The sequence below is a fragment of the Insulibacter thermoxylanivorax genome (assembly GCF_015472005.1).
Lineage (GTDB): Bacteria > Bacillota > Bacilli > Paenibacillales > DA-C8 > Insulibacter > Insulibacter thermoxylanivorax.
In genome coordinates, this window is record NZ_BMAQ01000010.1 from 28,544 (window position 1) to 43,899 (window position 15,356).

Consider the following 15,356-nt stretch of genomic DNA (forward strand, 5'->3'; position numbering starts at 1 on the left):
TCCCCTCATCGCAGACTTTAGCGCTTAAGATCCCCTCGTCAGCGGTCCGCCGCTTATATTCTATGGCCGATCGATCACCGGCTTAAGAGCGTTGATCGATCGGCTTGTATTGGTTATTCCTCGGTCCTACATATTCCGCTCTCGGACGGATCAGGCGATTGTCCTCATATTGTTCGAGGATATGCGCTGTCCAACCGGATACGCGACTCATCGCGAAGATCGGTGTGAAGAGATCGCGCGGAATATCCAGCGCCGTATATACGCTTGCCGAATAGAAGTCCACATTCGGCTTGAGTCCCTTCTTGCTGTTGACCAGCTTCTCTATCATAACAGACATATCATACCATTTCATGTTGCCGGTCAACTTTCCCAGCTCTTGGGACATGCGCTGCAGATGCTTCGCACGCGGATCGCCGTTCTTGTATACGCGGTGACCGAAGCCCATAATTTTCTGTTTGTTGTTCAATGCATTCTCAATATAGGATTCCACCCGGTCAATGGATCCGATCTCTTCCAACATCGCCATGACTTGTTCATTGGCTCCGCCGTGAAGCGGTCCCTTTAATGTGCCAATCGCCGAAGTGATGCCGGAGTAGATGTCTGAAAGCGTAGCCACAGTTACACGCGCCGCGAAGGTGCTGGCATTGAGCTCATGATCAGCATGCAGCACAAGCGCCTTATCCAGGGCTTTCACGGCGATGTCTGCGGGTTCTTCGCCCTTCAGCATATACAAGAAGTTATATGCAATCGATCGATCTGACTTCGGTTCTATTAACGGCTGGTTCTCGCGAACTCTAGCGATGGCGGCGACGATGACAGGAAGTTGAGCTTGCAGACGAATCGCCTTGCGCACGTTCGCTTCCGGGCTCATATCGTTCGCTTCCGCATCGAACAAGGCCAGACTTGATACCGCGGAACGCAGTGCTGCCATCGTATTCATATCCTTCGGATACGACTTAAGCTGGTCTACGATTGCTGCCGGGATCTTCATCTCCGCGTTCAGCTTCTGCCGAAACTCTTCCAGTTCGGCATATGTAGGAAGTTTACCGAACCACAGCAAATACACGACCTCTTCGAAGGTTGCATGCTCTGCCAGTTCATCGATATGTATGCCGCGGTATGTCAATACGCCATCGATGATCGAACTGATCGAAGATGAAGCTGCGACAACCCCTTCAAGACCTTTCGTTACCGTCATCTCTACTCGCTCCCCTTAATCAAGATTCGTAAATGATAATAGGTTCGTCGTCCGTGGCTCGCTAAGATCACGTCGTCTGAACCAATATGCCATCCGAAGACGGCTGGAGTGCCATGATGTCGAGTCAGATGATGTGATGAACAGGTACTATCCAAGACTTATGATAATGGATTTTTACCACAAAAGAAACCATATTGTTAAAATTATTTGACAAATATCATCGACAAACATCGAAATTTATGGTTCAACATCCAAAATGACTCAACTGTTATCATAGCATGACTATATTAGAACAGACAACCTTATTAACACTGCATGATAACTTTGCACGAATCCGGTCTGCCGTTCGTGCTTTGGGATCTGCTTTTGGTTATACACGTACTTATATAACTGCCTTCTGCATATGAATCTGCATCATCCGATTCTGCACAGATCATTCATTCCTCGAGATGACAAGCACGCTTGATTAAGGCATACAACTCAGGTGCTTCACGGTCAATCCTCGCCGACTTCCATCGGTTGTTCAACCAAACATGTCTGGTACGGCCTGTTACCAGCAGTTCAGCAGCCTGAAACGTCTCTTCATCGAGCCTTTCGATACGGACTTCAAAATTTAAACGTATATTCGTAAAATCTGTGATCCGGGTAGAGATCCGGATCCGATCATCATAATATGCAGGCTTGATAAACTGCATATCCAGATCCACAACGGGGAGCAAGAGCCCCAGCTCTTCGATCTTTCGATATGGATAACCCAGTTCGCGGATCATCTCTGTCCGGCCGATCTCGAACCAGGTCAGATAGTTGGCATGATAGATGACGCCCATGCGATCGGTCTCGGCATACCTCGCCGTCAGATCACAGGTATACCAGTCACTAACGGGCATGCTACCCCTCCTTTACTGCCTGCCTCCCCACCCCTCCCGTCCGTTATATTCCGTTATATTCCGTTATATGTGAATGTTATATGTGAATGTATCTTATGTCGGCTAAATCGGCGGACGGACTCGATACAGCACGATTTACTGCTGCATTGTACGATTTTTCAGTTTAGTATCAACAGATCCAGCCGCTCCTGCACATTTTTATACGATATTTAGGATAAAAATCAGCGAACCCGCCCAGTCTAACGCATTTCATACGATTTTTAGGATAAAACCCTTTAACCAGACCTCATATCATACGGTTTTATCCTAATTTTAGGACAAAACTCCTCAACCAGGCCTCATTCAAACCACTTTTATCCTAATTTTAGGACAAAACTCCTCAACCAGGCCTCATTCAAACCACTTTTATCCTAAATTTAGGGCAAAAGCCGACGGATCTCGCGGAGCCGTAGATCCAGCCGCTGCTTCAGATCCAACAACCCCAGCGCGAACCCCCTCGCCGCTCGCCGCGAACAAGTCCGCCCCCTTCTCCGCCTCTCATAAGAAATAAAAAGCGAATCAGTTGGGCGTTAGGCTTCGCTGATTCGCTCTTGTACTTCTTGCTCGTAAATCCTGCGATAATGAAGAATTATTGAGCTTCTGCGCAGAATACGACGCCGAGCTCTGCGTATACGGTCACTTCAACCCCGTCTTGCAGCAGGTTTAATGCGTTCTCCACGCCGACGATGACCGGTTTGCCCAGGCTGAGCCCGACGATCGCCGCATGCGAAGTGATCCCGCCAGTTTCCGTGATCACGGCTGCTGCTTTCTCAAATGCCGGCATGTAATCCTTGTCCGTTCCCGGGCATACGAGGACGGATCCGGCCGTCGTCTTCTCCAGAGCTTCCTGCGGATTGTTGGCGATGACCACTTTGCCCGTTGCGATCTGAGAACCGATCCCTTGACCCTTGGCGACGATCTCACCGATGTGATGGATCTTAATCAGGTTCGTCGTTCCAGAACGGCCTACAGGTACGCCTGCTGTGATGACGACGAGATCGCCCGGCTTCACCATCTTCGTCTTCAACGCGCTGTCAACGGCCATCTCGAACATCACATCCGTAGAAGGAGCATGTACACCGAGTACAGGCAGTACGCCCCAGTACAGGCTCATCCGGCGCAGGACTTCTTCGTTCGGCGTAACGGCGATAATCGGCGCCTTCGGTCTATACTTCGAAACCATCCGCGCGGTATAGCCGCTCTCCGTAGCCGTGATGATCGCATCGGCTTTCAGGTCATAAGCGCTCTTCGCAACGGATTGGCTGATCGATTCCGTGATGCTGACTTCCTGCGCTTTGCTCTGGCGCTTGAACATCTCGCTGTACGGCAGAGCTGCTTCCGTGCTCTCAGCGATGCGGGCCATGGTGCGCACAGCTTCTACTGGATATTTACCAGCAGCCGTCTCCCCCGACAGCATGATCGCATCCGTACCATCGAAGATCGCGTTCGCCACGTCGCTTGCTTCTGCACGCGTCGGCCGCGGATTGCGCTGCATCGAATCCAGCATCTGCGTAGCTGTAATAACCGGCTTGCCGGCGATATTGCACTTCTCGATCATCTTCTTCTGTACGATCGGAACTTCCTCCGCCGGGATCTCGACCCCGAGGTCACCGCGGGCAACCATCAGACCGTCGGATACCTCGATGATCTCGTCGAGGTTATCGACACCCTCTTGGTTCTCGATCTTGGAGATGATCTGGATGTGGCTGCCGTTGTGCTTCTCCAGCAATTCGCGGATCTCCAGCACGTCGCTTGCCTTACGCACGAAGGATGCAGCGATGAAGTCCACGCCTTGCTCGATGCCGAACTTGATATCGGCAGCGTCCTTCTCCGTGATCCCCGGCAGCGAGATCTTCACGCCCGGTACGTTAACGCCCTTGCGGCCCTTGATCTGTCCGCCGTTGACGATGCGGCACTTGATCTCCGTATCGCTGATTTCAACGACCGACAATTCGATCAACCCGTCGTCGATGAGAATCGTCGATCCGACTTGAACATCTTTCGGCAGATCTTTATATGTAACATGAATGCGATCCTTGTCCCCGATGATCTCTTCAGTCGTGAGCGTCAGATACTCATCTTGCACCAGTTCAATCGGCTCTTCCTTCAGCTTGCCGATCCGGATCTCCGGCCCCTTCGTATCGAGCAGGATGGCTACGGTCTTGCCCAATTCCTTGCTGGCTTGTCTGATATTCTTGATCCGATTGCCGTGCTCCTCATAATCTCCATGAGAGAAGTTCAGTCTGGCTACGTTCATGCCTGCTTCGATGAGCTGTTTCAACATCTCAAGGGATTCACTTGCTGGTCCGATCGTACATACAATTTTTGTTTTTCGCATTTTGTTCTGTCCTCCTAGGCTTGTTGCATCATTACCTTATTGTACTTCACCAATCTGCTGAGTAAACGCAAATTTACCAATTGCTCGGTACTTTCTGTAGCGGTCTTCGCGGAGCTCTTGTTCATTCATTTGAAGCAACGGATCTAGATGGGCAAGCAGAGCTTCCTTAATATATGCCGCCTGCTGCTGCATATCTCGATGCGCGCCGCCGCGCGGCTCGGGCACGATGCCGTCAGCAACGCCGAGTTCCAAGATGGAATCGGCGGTGATCTTCATCGCTTCAGCCGCCTTCAACGATTGCGAAGCATCCTTGTACAGGATCGATGCGGCCGCCTCTGGAGAACTAACCGAATACACGGCGTTTTCCAACATCAGGATGCGGTTGCCAACGCCTAGAGCCAGCGCTCCCCCGCTTCCGCCTTCCCCTATAATAACACAAATAATCGGCACGCGAAATTTCGCCATCTCAAAGAGATTGCGCGCAATCGCTTCTGCTTGTCCTCTTTCCTCAGCTGCTCCCCCTGGATAGGCTCCAGGAGTGTCGATAAACGTGATGATCGGTCTGCGGAACTTATCGGCTTGCTTCATCAGCCGCAGGCCCTTGCGGAAACCTTCCGGATGAGGCATACCAAAATTGCGGGCGATGTTATCTTTGGTGTCTTTGCCTTTCTGATGGCCGACAACCGTGACCGGGATCCCGTTAAGCTTGCCGATGCCGCCGACGATAGCCAGATCATCGCCGTACACACGATCCCCATGCAATTCGATGAAGTTCTCGAAAATCGCATGGATATAATCGAGGGCCGTGGGACGCTGCGGGTGCCTGGCGATGAGCAGCCTCTGCGATGCCGTCAAGTTGCTGTAGATCTCCTCTTCCAGCTTCGCATAACGTTCCTCCAGCCGGGCGATCTCCTCGCTAAAATCAATCCCTCTCTCAATGCCGAATCGCTTGACATCCTCGATCTTCGCTCGCAGCTCCTCCAGCGGCTGCTCAAAAGGCAAATCACCCTTCACGCTTAGAAACACCTCCCGTGCTGTGCAGTTCAATGATCGCTGCCAGAACTTGACGCAGGTCCTTGCGATGTACGACCTTGTCCAACTGACCATGCTGGAGGTTGAACTCAGCCGTCTGGAAGTTGTCCGGAAGCTTCTGGCGAATCGTCTGCTCGATGACGCGTCTGCCGGTAAAGCCGAAAGCCGCACCTGGTTCGGCCAAGATATAGTCCCCAAGCATCGCGAAGCTCGCAGGAACTCCTCCGAAGGTTGGGTCCGTGATTACCGATATATACAGCCCCCCTTGCTCATCAAACTTCGCCAATGCAGCGCTGGTCTTGGCCATCTGCATTAAGCTCAGTATGCTCTCTTCCATCCGGGCACCGCCCGAGGTAGAGAATATAATCAAAGGATACTGTTTCTGAATGGCCGTTTCTATGGCACGCGTCACTTTTTCACCAACTACGGACCCCATGCTTCCGCCAAAAAATTCAAAACTCATCGCTGCCACGACCACTGGATATCCTTGGATCGTCCCTTCGCCTGTGATCACCGCGTCTCGGAAGCCGGTTTTCTCCGTATGTTTGGCCAGTTTCTCCTTATAGCCGGGAAACTTGAGCGGATCCACTGACACCATATCGCTGTCATATTCGAACAATCTTCCATCGTCCAAAATCATCGTCAGACGCTCGAGAGCATTCAAGCGAAAATGATATCCGCACGCCGTGCATACCTTCAAGTTCTTGTCCAATTCTTTGGAATACTGAATCGTGCCGCATTTGGGGCATTTGCTCATGAGACCGTCGGGAATGTCCCGCTTCGTTTTCTCCGAAGGAATGGTGGCGTATCTCCTTTTTTTCTGAAAAAAGTCTTTCAGCACTTCGCATCTCTCCAAGCGTAGATTAAACCTACGAGTGCAGAATCGTATTCAGCACCTCGTGCACTTCGTCTAATTCACCTTCAGGAACCAGGATCTCGTATTGCTGCTTCGTGTGACTAATCGGCCTAATTTGCACCAAGAACCCTTCTTCAGTAAGTCGTTCTTTTATCCTTTCAGCGCTTCTCTGTGATGGAGCAATATATATGACCGTCCACATCTTGATCCTCCCGCTTCATTACTCCGATTAAAGTCAAACTTCGATAATTGCTATATCCTTCAAGGATGCAGTAGTCACAAAAAAATTATCATAATCTGCCAATGGATTAATGATACCATATCCCTGGAATTACCCGCAACAGAGCCAAAACCAGCTGTACATACGGCTCCGTTGCTGCCATTCATCTTTAGACAAACAGCACGATCAGGTGCTGAGTGCGATCATCAAGGATCGGCGCATAGATGATAGGCACCACGAAGATCCGTGATCCGGCTCCCTCTAAAAGTCAGGTCCGGCTTCAGATTCATATCAGGCCTAATTCCTGATTTGAGACCCTTGTTTGTATGTTTGTGATCTCAACTTCCATCGACTGCAGACTCCCCTGCAAGTCTTCCGCTGCGCTGCTGCCTTTGCCAATCATAGAGCTTGATGTTCTTGCTCTTATGCGCAATTCTCGCTGATGCTGCGGCTGCCAGCGCGCAGATCAGGTCATCGAGGAAGACGTGAATATGGCTGCCGTTCGCATTCAGCTCGCGGATGATCCCGCTTTTCTCCTTGTCGAGATAGCCGAAGCTGGTCAGCCCGATCATCCCGTACGCATTCGTAATGCCGAGGGCAAGCACTTCATCCACGCCATAGAGCGACTCGTCTGCTTCCATGATATCTTGAAGCGGTGCAGGCAGCAACTTTTTCTCAGCCATCATATCCAGTGCAATTCCTGTCAGCAGCGTGTACTGCACATCCCTTTTGGCCAGTACAGCTAGCACACTAGCACGACAATCTTCCAACGTCAATGAAGAATTATACGGAAATTGCAATTGATGTACAATCTTCGCAACATCATCCAGCTTCACCCCGCGCTCATCCAGCAGTTTGAGCATATAGCTGACGGCTTCTTCCATAGCCTCTCCCCCTGTGCGTCAAGTCCATTGCTTTAAGTCCATGGCTTAAAGTCCATCCATTATTCATGGCATGTACACTTATTGTATGCGCACAGCAGGGGAAAAGTGACGACCTCTCCTCTAGATATTTTGCAAAAAAATTTCTTGACTGCTCCAAACTGCCGCATTAGATCATACCATAAGTTCATCCTTTAATGCGCTTTATTGATGCGTTTTATTGATGATCATTAATGATGTCCTTTATTTGATGCGTACGGAGCCGTCTCCCATGATCTCCTCAATCGCCTTCGTCAGGCCGAGGGAAGGTTTCACCCGATAGCGCTTGTGAAGCGCGATGACCCGCCGTGTCCGTTCATAATACAGCACAACGGGCAGGGTGCCGGGATGTTGTTCCAGCAGGTATTTCAGGCGATGGAGCGCATCCGGCTGTTCTCTGTCGGCGGCGATCTTGATGAACACCCGCTGCGCGGGCGCAGCGACAGTACTTTTCATTCCCGGCTTGCGGCGGAATCGCGTTTCCACATCCGGAGCGGACAGCGGCGCTGCATCATCGACCAGCAGCTTCACCTCCTCCTCCTGCAGCTGCAGCTTGCCCTTGACGATGATCAATTCACCCTTGTCCACGAAGCTGCTGCATCGCTGCCAGACGCCCGGGAAGAGAACCAGCTCAGCGCGCGACGCCATCTGATCCTCCAGCTCGGCGAAGGCCATCTGCTGCCCTTTCTTGGTGAAGATCGACCGCATCGAGACGACCAAGCCTGCGACGATCACTTCACTGCCATCCTCGTATTCAGGCAGCTGGGTCAGTTGATCGACCTCCAGCTGCTCCAGCTTCTCCGCATAATCCTCGAGGGGATGACCGGAAAGATAGATGCCGAGCAGTTCCCGCTCCAACTCCAGCTGCTGCATGCGCTGGAACGGGCGGACGTCCGGCGGTTCCACCGTCCATTGAGCCTCTTCGGTGAAGCCGAACAGATGCAGCTGCAAGTCCTCCCGCTCTTTCTTCCATTTCTGTGCTGCTTCCATCGTCTCATCCAGCATCGCCAGCAGCTGAGCGCGATGGCCCGGCAGCGAATCGAAGGCGCCGCTTAGGATGAGGGATTCCATCACGCGCTTGTTGCAGACCCTGAGATCCACGCGGCGGCAGAAATCGAGCAGATCTTCATAGGGTTTCTCCGCCCGCTCAGCGATGATCGATTCCATCGCGTGGGTGCCGACATTCTTGATCGCTGCAAGCCCGAAACGAATCGAGCCGTCAGGAAGCGGCGTGAACAGCACGCCGCTCTCATTGACATCCGGCGGCAGCACGTCAATACCCATCTTCCGGCATTCATCGACATATTCCGCTACCTTGCGCGGCGTGTTCATCACCGCCGTCAGCATAGAGGCCATAAATGCCGTCGGATAGTGCGCCTTAAGATAGGCCGTCTGGTAAGCCAGCACTCCATAGGCCGTCGCATGGGCCCGCGGAAACCCGTAGTCAGCGAAGCGCACGATCATATCATATACTGCATGTGCCGAGGCTTCATCATGACCCTGCGCGAGGCACCCCGCGACGAAGTGCTCGCGCTCCTTGTCCAGCACCTCTCGCTTCTTCTTGGAGACAGCGCGCCGCAAGAGGTCGGCTTCGCCAAGGCTGAAACCGGCCATCCGCGAAGCGATCTGCATGATCTGCTCCTGATAGACGATGATGCCGTATGTGTCCTTCAGGATCGGCTCGAGGGACGGATGCGGATACTCCACTTGGATGCGTCCGTGTTTGGCTTGAATATATTTGGGAATAAAATCCATCGGACCAGGGCGATACAGCGCAAGGACCGAGATGATATCTTCAAAGTTGGATGGTTTCAGCTCGCGCAGCACCCGCCGCATCCCCGGCGACTCCAGCTGAAAGACCCCCGTTGTATCGCCGCTGCTCAGCAGTTCATAGGTCAGCGGGTCATCATCCGGCAGTTCCTTCAGATCGATCGGATCGCCGCCGAGCTGCTCGATGAAGGCGAGCGTGCGCTCGATGATCGACAGCGTTCGCAAGCCCAAGAAATCCATCTTGAGCAGGCCGATCGCCTCTAGATGTTCCATCGAATACTGGGTGAGCGCCGTTTGCTCCGAACCTTGCGTCAGCGGCACGTAGTCCGTCAGCGGTTCGCGGGAGATGACGACGCCGGCGGCATGGGTCGAGGCATGCCGCGGCATGCCCTCCAGCTTGCGGGCGATCTCGATGAGCTGCGCCGTCTTCTCGTTCTTGCGGCAAGCTTCGGCCAGCTGCGGACTCTGAGCAAGCGCCGCATCCAAGGTAATCCCCAGCTGGTTCGGGATGAGCTTCGCCGTGCGGTCGACCTCCGCATAGGACATGTTCAGCACACGGCCGACATCGCGCACCGCTGCCTTCGCGGCCATCGTACCAAAGGTGATGATCTGCGCGACATGTTCGCTGCCGTACTTGCGCACCACATAATCGATCACCTCATCCCGCCGCTCGTCGCTGAAATCGATGTCGATATCCGGCATCGAGACGCGTTCGGGATTGAGGAAGCGCTCGAAGAGCAGATTGTACTTGAGCGGATCAACGTTCGTGATCTGCAGGACATAGGCGACCAAGCTGCCCGCCGACGACCCCCGTCCCGGTCCAACAGCGATGTTGTTGGCATGCGCGAAGCGGATAAAATCCCACACGATCAGAAAATAATCCGAATACCCCATCCCCTCGATCACGCTGAGTTCATACCGAAGCCGCTCTTCTGCCCGCTCGCGGAACGCCGGATCCTCCCAGTTCGCTGTTCCCTCATACCGCTTCAGCAGCCCTTCTTCACAGAGCTGCGTCAGATATTCGTGAGCCGTGAGTCCTTGCGGAATCGGTTCGAAGGCGGGCAGGATCGACTTGCCGAATTCCAGTTCTAAGCGGCACTGCTCGGCGATCTTCACCGTATTGGCGATTGCTTCCGGTACATGGGCGAACAACCGGCTCATCTCTTCCGCACTCTTTAGGTAGAGCTGATCGGTGGTGAATTTTAGGCGGTCTTCGTCTTCCAAGGTCTTCCCCGTGCCGATGCAGATCAGGACGTCCTGTACCTCTGCATCGGCACGGGATATGTAATGCACGTCGTTGGTCGCCACGAGCGGAATTCCGGTCTCCTGCGAGAGGCGGATCAGGTCCTGGTTCACCTGTTTCTGTTCCATGATGCCGTGATCTTGCAGTTCGAGATAGAAATCCTCGCCGAAGATCCGCCGATAGCGCAGGGCGGCTTCCTTTGCTTCTTCGCAGCGACGGTGCAAGAGATGCTGCGAGATCTCTCCGCCGAGGCAGGCGCTAAGGCAGATCAGCCCTTCTGCATAGCGCTCCAGACTCGCGAGATCGACGCGGGGCTTGTAGTGGAAACCGTGAAGATGAGCACGCGATACGAGTCTTAATAGGTTCTGGTACCCATGTTCATTCTTCGCCAGCAGGATGAGATGATAGATGGGATTCTCCTTCAAGCTTCCCTTCTCTTCCAGACTTCCCGGCGTGAAGTAGACTTCACAGCCGATGATCGGCTTGACGCCGTGTTCCATGCAAGCTTTATAGAATGAGATGGCGCCGTATAAGACACCATGATCCGTCAATGCGAGATGAGACATGCCTAATCCAGCAGCCGCGGCCGCCAGATCCTGGATGCGTGCTGCTCCGTCTAACAAGCTGTACTCGCTGTGCACGTGCAGATGAACGAACCCGCTCATCGCAGCCTCACCTTCCGTTCTGAACATTTTACACTATTTTATCATACTGGCCGGAAGCAGTCCCATAGATATAAGGTAGACGAGATCAGACGAGCACGCAGCAGCTATGGCAACAGATTAGGATGAGCAGGATAGGGGCAGCAGACTTAAGCAGCAACCATATAAAACATATATAACGATATAACAGACCTAACGGCTATAAAGTGAACTTGTTGAAGCAGAGGAGGAGCGATTGATGAGCTTGCAAGATTTTCTCGGCAAATTGGTGCTGGACTTCTTCATCGCCTTCGGCGTGATCGTGGGCGCTGCGATGCTGGGCGGGATCGGATCCGTACTGACGCTGCAGCCGCCCAAAGCCGAGATGCTGCGCATCGCGACGAATTTTAAAATCTGGGCTGTCGTCATCGTGATCGGCGGGACGATCGATCCGCTGCGCTATATCGAATCGAACCTGCTCGTCGGCGCGATCTCGCCTGCGATTAAGCAGCTGCTCCATATCGTAAGTGCCTTCCTCGGCGCCTACGTTGCTTCGAAGCTCATCGAATGGATCTGCGGAGGAGGCATGCAAACTTGAGAGTGCCGAACTTCCAACTGTTCGCCGAGTGGCTGCAAGGCATCGGCATCTTCATCGCCGGCATGATCGTCGGCGCTGCCGTCTTCATGGCGATGTATGTCGAAAACTTCGACTATCTCGTACAGCAGAATGAGATTCTGAAAGAAGATAACGAACAGCTCAAAGAACAGCTGGAAAACCACAACCTCGTCAAAAATCCCACCCAGCTCAAAGCAATCGATATCTCCATCCACAATCCGCCTTCCTATCCCGATCTCGATGATCTAACCATCACGCAGCTGCAGAAACTCGCAAGAGAAGAGCTGAAATTCATGATCGGCCAAGAGATCAAGCGGCTGGAACCGGAACACATCAAGCGCCTGTTCGGCAAAAAGGTTTTCGCCTTAGAGGACGGCAAAGCGAGCTATGTGGTGGAGATCAACTCCATCTTCATCGCTGATACGGAGATGCGCATCTGGCTCTGGGCCAACCGCTATATGCCCGCCAGCTGAAAGCCGATCACGATCGCAGCTGCATTATGAAGTAACACCAAAGCCCGAGCCTCGGACGTTAGCAAAGCCGTGTAGAATTCCTCTGCAGCCGCCGATAGACCTGCCTTCTACTTTAGAAGCATTTGGTTGAGCGGCTGGTCGGTATAGTTGATAGCATACCCTTCAGACCATTCCAAACATTGTGGTACAATGTGGTACAATAAGCGAGAACCTGATGTACGAGCATATGCACAACTACGCTGCAACGTGTGCGATCGCCATCGAAATCGTATGAATCTGAAGCTGGTTTTAGCATTTTAGGTAATAGAATCGTGCGTTTGTCTGCGTTGTAAGATTTGCAGGTGCAGATGTTTGCAGAATTACGTTTTATCAAGGAGAATAATTAGTAAGAGTGCAAAATTAAAAGTTTGCATCGAGAATTAGCAGTAAGACAGGTTTGCAGGGAATATAAGGAGTGTAAGAACCTATGGTGAGTCATTGGATACATAGCGCCGCAGCATCTATGCTGCCAGTCGTGGCACAATCTGCTGCGAAGACAGGCTCGGTCATTGCAGCAGAACCGACACTCGCGGAGAAGTGGAAAAACGGCATATCCCAAACGCAGTTTGTCCTGAATGGGATCCTGTTGGTTATCGTGATCCTGTGTGCTGTTCTTTCCGTCGTTTACAGCTATCGGTTTCGACGTTCTACGGACAAGGTGATCCGCGGACTGTCTCAAGCGAAGATGAACATCAGCATGGGGATCATGCTGATTGCAATTGCCCTTATCCAGATTTTCCTCTTAGAAGAAAGCTGGGTCCGCGCGATTATCGGAGCGATCTTCCTCCTAATCGGTCTATTCAACCTTTTCGCAGGACTTCGCAATCGACAGATCTACACCATGCTCAGCAAGAAACAAAAATAAAGCGTGAGACGATCGTTGCTGTCGTCTCACGCATAGATTCCGCGATACGCGCAGGCACAGAAGCTGAGTCGATCATATCTGTCGGCTCGCACACCGACTCTGCATCCGTGCGTGCTCACTCATCTGTCTTCACGCACTGCCTCCGCATCCGAGCGTGCTGAGTCAACACTTTCTGTCGACTCAGTCATCTCACGTGCTCCTGCACATGCCGAGACGACATAATCTGTCGACTCACTCACTGATTCCTATCCCGCGCACATTGAGTCAACAGTTTCTGTTGTCTCACGCACCATTCCCGCCTTTACGCACCTAAATCAACAAAATTTGCCGTCTCACACTGCACTTCACACCCGCACATATTGAATCAACAATATATGTCGTTTCGCATCACGAAAATCACAACGGCCTGCATCATCCATCATCCCATCATCCCATCATCCATCATCATCCGCCATACAGCCTGCCTTTCGCATCACGACATCCCGCGATATCCCGCATCTCGCCACATCCCCCATCACATAACTGCCGTGCCGCATCCCATCACACAACCTTCGTTGCGCATTACAACGCGCTGCCGCATCACAAGTGCCGCTCAACTACGATCAGCACACAACATCCAACAATCAACATGCCACGATCAGCATCCCATCAACATCTCGCTTCAAGACTCATGCTCGATCAGCTGCGCGACCAGGATCGACTTGGCTGCTAAGGCTTCTCCTGCGAACACCTCCACGTCGACCTTGCCGTATCTGCGGGTGACTTCCAAGACCGTCGGGCGAATCTCAACGGTGCTCTCCATCTGTACCGGCCGCAGGTAGTGCGTGGTGATATTGTCCAGCACGAGATCGCTGTTCTTCAGATCCTTCACCGCACGATAGGCAGCCTTCATCATCAGCGTCGCCATCACCCCTTCGGACACCGTCCCCATATTGTTCGTCATCAACGGGGTGATCGTTCCGCGGAACATGAGCTGTCCCTTCGGATCGCGGATCTCCTCAAATTCGCTCAAGATCTGATCCTCAATCGTCTCCCCGCCCTGCGGCTGCTTCCGTGTATACCTGATCGCCTCCATCACATCTTGCCGATACAGAACAGCGATCAGCTTGCGGTTCACATCGACGATCGGCAATAGATCGATCCCTTCCCACACCATCATATGCGCAGCAGAGGCAGCCGAAGTCTGCAAATTGGCGGTGATCGGATTGCGGGTCATCAGCTTGTCCACCTGACAGGCATCCTCTTCCCCTTGAATATCCTTCGAGGTGATCACGCCGATCAAACGATTCCAATCATCGACCACGGGGAATTGCCTGAGCCCCGTCTCCTCCATCAGGCGGCGCATATCCCCCAGCGTGTTATTCGCCTTAAGCGATATCACCCGCGAATTGAGCGAGACAATATCTTCTACCAACACGATCTTCCGCTTGATGTTGTGATCGTAGATCGCACGGTTGATGGTGGAGGCTACAGTAAATGTATCCCATTCACAGGAGATGATCGGCAGGCACAGCTCATCGGCCAGCTTCTTCGCCTCTTCCGAAGCGTCGAATCCCCCGGTGATCAGCACGCCGGCCCCTTGCTGCAAAGCCCGAATATGTGCGCGGTAACGGTTCCCCACGATCAGCAAGCTCTGCGCCTCAATATGCCTCACCATCGCATCCAGCTCCATCGCACCGATGACGAATTTCTGCAGCTGCTTGTCCAAGCCCTTCGCACCGCCGAGCACTCTTCCGTTCACCATCTCTGCCACCTCGGCGAAGGTAAGATGGTCAAGCTGCCGTTCCCGCTTCTCGATCCGGACCGTGCCGGTGCGCTCCTTCGTGGCGACGATGCCCAGGTTCTCCGCTTCCTTAATCGCACGGTATGCCGTTCCTTCACTGACTTCCAGCTCGCGGGCGATCTTGCGCACGGAGATCTTGCTTCCCGGTTTCAGAGAGATAAGATGGCGCAGGATATATTCATGTTTAGTGAGCGGCTCTATCTCCCCTGGATCGGCATGTCCTGTCGTTCCAACCTTGCTGTTGCCGCCCGCGCCGAGCTCACTCTTGTCAGAAGCTGTACGTCCCTGTTCGCGGCTGTGTTCATCCTTTATCATCTTCTACTGTAGCACCTCATCATAAGTAATCTGTATTAATCTGTTGTATTTCTCTCATTATAAAGCGACTCTTGCCGCCTGGCAATCCATGATTTCGTATGGTGTGTGTCAAGCAATTGTG

Annotated in this window: 12 protein-coding genes; 3 read left to right on the forward strand and 9 right to left on the reverse strand. The window is 52.7% G+C overall.

The genetic code is table 11. The features are described 5' to 3' along the window. Nucleotides 1-82: 82 nt before the first annotated feature. From citZ to PRECH8_RS06830, 8 genes are all read right to left on the reverse strand, one after another. Nucleotides 83-1,198 carry a citrate synthase gene (gene citZ, locus PRECH8_RS06795; protein WP_200966350.1) on the reverse strand — a complete coding sequence of 372 codons (1,116 nt, stop codon included), beginning with the start codon at nucleotides 1,196-1,198 and terminating at the stop codon, nucleotides 83-85. A 437-nt stretch (nucleotides 1,199-1,635) separates the two neighbouring features. After that, nucleotides 1,636-2,085, reverse strand: coding sequence for an acyl-CoA thioesterase (locus tag PRECH8_RS06800; protein ID WP_200966351.1), 450 nt, complete (start codon nucleotides 2,083-2,085; stop codon nucleotides 1,636-1,638). 628 nt (nucleotides 2,086-2,713) lie between these two features. After that, complete coding sequence (gene pyk, locus PRECH8_RS06805; RefSeq protein WP_200966352.1) at nucleotides 2,714-4,462, reverse strand: pyruvate kinase; 1,749 nt, start codon at nucleotides 4,460-4,462, stop codon at nucleotides 2,714-2,716. Between the two features lie 36 nt (nucleotides 4,463-4,498). After that, entirely contained in the window at nucleotides 4,499-5,476 is a 978-nt protein-coding gene (accA, locus tag PRECH8_RS06810) for an acetyl-CoA carboxylase carboxyl transferase subunit alpha (RefSeq protein ID WP_200966353.1), read from the reverse strand. Beyond that, on the reverse strand, nucleotides 5,466-6,335 hold the full coding sequence (accD, locus tag PRECH8_RS06815; protein WP_200966362.1) for an acetyl-CoA carboxylase, carboxyltransferase subunit beta: 870 nt from the start codon (nucleotides 6,333-6,335) through the stop codon (nucleotides 5,466-5,468). Before accD ends, accA begins: the two co-directional genes overlap by 11 nt. Nucleotides 6,336-6,363: 28 nt before the next feature. Then, complete coding sequence (locus tag PRECH8_RS06820) at nucleotides 6,364-6,552, reverse strand: glutamate decarboxylase (protein ID WP_200966354.1); 189 nt, start codon at nucleotides 6,550-6,552, stop codon at nucleotides 6,364-6,366. A 356-nt stretch (nucleotides 6,553-6,908) separates the two neighbouring features. Further along, entirely contained in the window at nucleotides 6,909-7,454 is a 546-nt protein-coding gene (locus PRECH8_RS06825) for a phosphatidylglycerophosphatase A family protein (RefSeq protein ID WP_200966355.1), read from the reverse strand. 240 nt (nucleotides 7,455-7,694) lie between these two features. After that, nucleotides 7,695-11,168, reverse strand: coding sequence for a DNA polymerase III subunit alpha (locus PRECH8_RS06830; protein WP_200966356.1), 3,474 nt, complete (start codon nucleotides 11,166-11,168; stop codon nucleotides 7,695-7,697). A 241-nt stretch (nucleotides 11,169-11,409) separates the two neighbouring features. Between PRECH8_RS06830 and PRECH8_RS06835 the strand changes: the two genes are divergently transcribed. The 3 genes from PRECH8_RS06835 (at nucleotide 11,410) to PRECH8_RS06845 (ending at nucleotide 13,137) form a co-directional block, all read left to right on the forward strand. Then, nucleotides 11,410-11,742, forward strand: a complete 333-nt coding sequence (locus PRECH8_RS06835) for a YtrH family sporulation protein (protein WP_200966363.1) — start codon at nucleotides 11,410-11,412, stop codon at nucleotides 11,740-11,742. Nucleotides 11,743-11,744: 2 nt separating this feature from the next. Continuing rightward, complete coding sequence (locus PRECH8_RS06840; RefSeq protein ID WP_503826591.1) at nucleotides 11,745-12,233, forward strand: sporulation membrane protein YtrI; 489 nt, start codon at nucleotides 11,745-11,747, stop codon at nucleotides 12,231-12,233. A 502-nt stretch (nucleotides 12,234-12,735) separates the two neighbouring features. Next, nucleotides 12,736-13,137: a YtpI family protein gene (locus PRECH8_RS06845; RefSeq protein ID WP_200966358.1), complete on the forward strand. Its 402-nt coding sequence runs from the start codon at nucleotides 12,736-12,738 to the stop codon at nucleotides 13,135-13,137. Nucleotides 13,138-13,798: 661 nt separating this feature from the next. Here PRECH8_RS06845 and PRECH8_RS06850 read toward each other — a convergent pair. Continuing rightward, complete coding sequence (locus PRECH8_RS06850) at nucleotides 13,799-15,235, reverse strand: DRTGG domain-containing protein (RefSeq protein WP_200966359.1); 1,437 nt, start codon at nucleotides 15,233-15,235, stop codon at nucleotides 13,799-13,801. Nucleotides 15,236-15,356 lie beyond the last annotated feature (121 nt).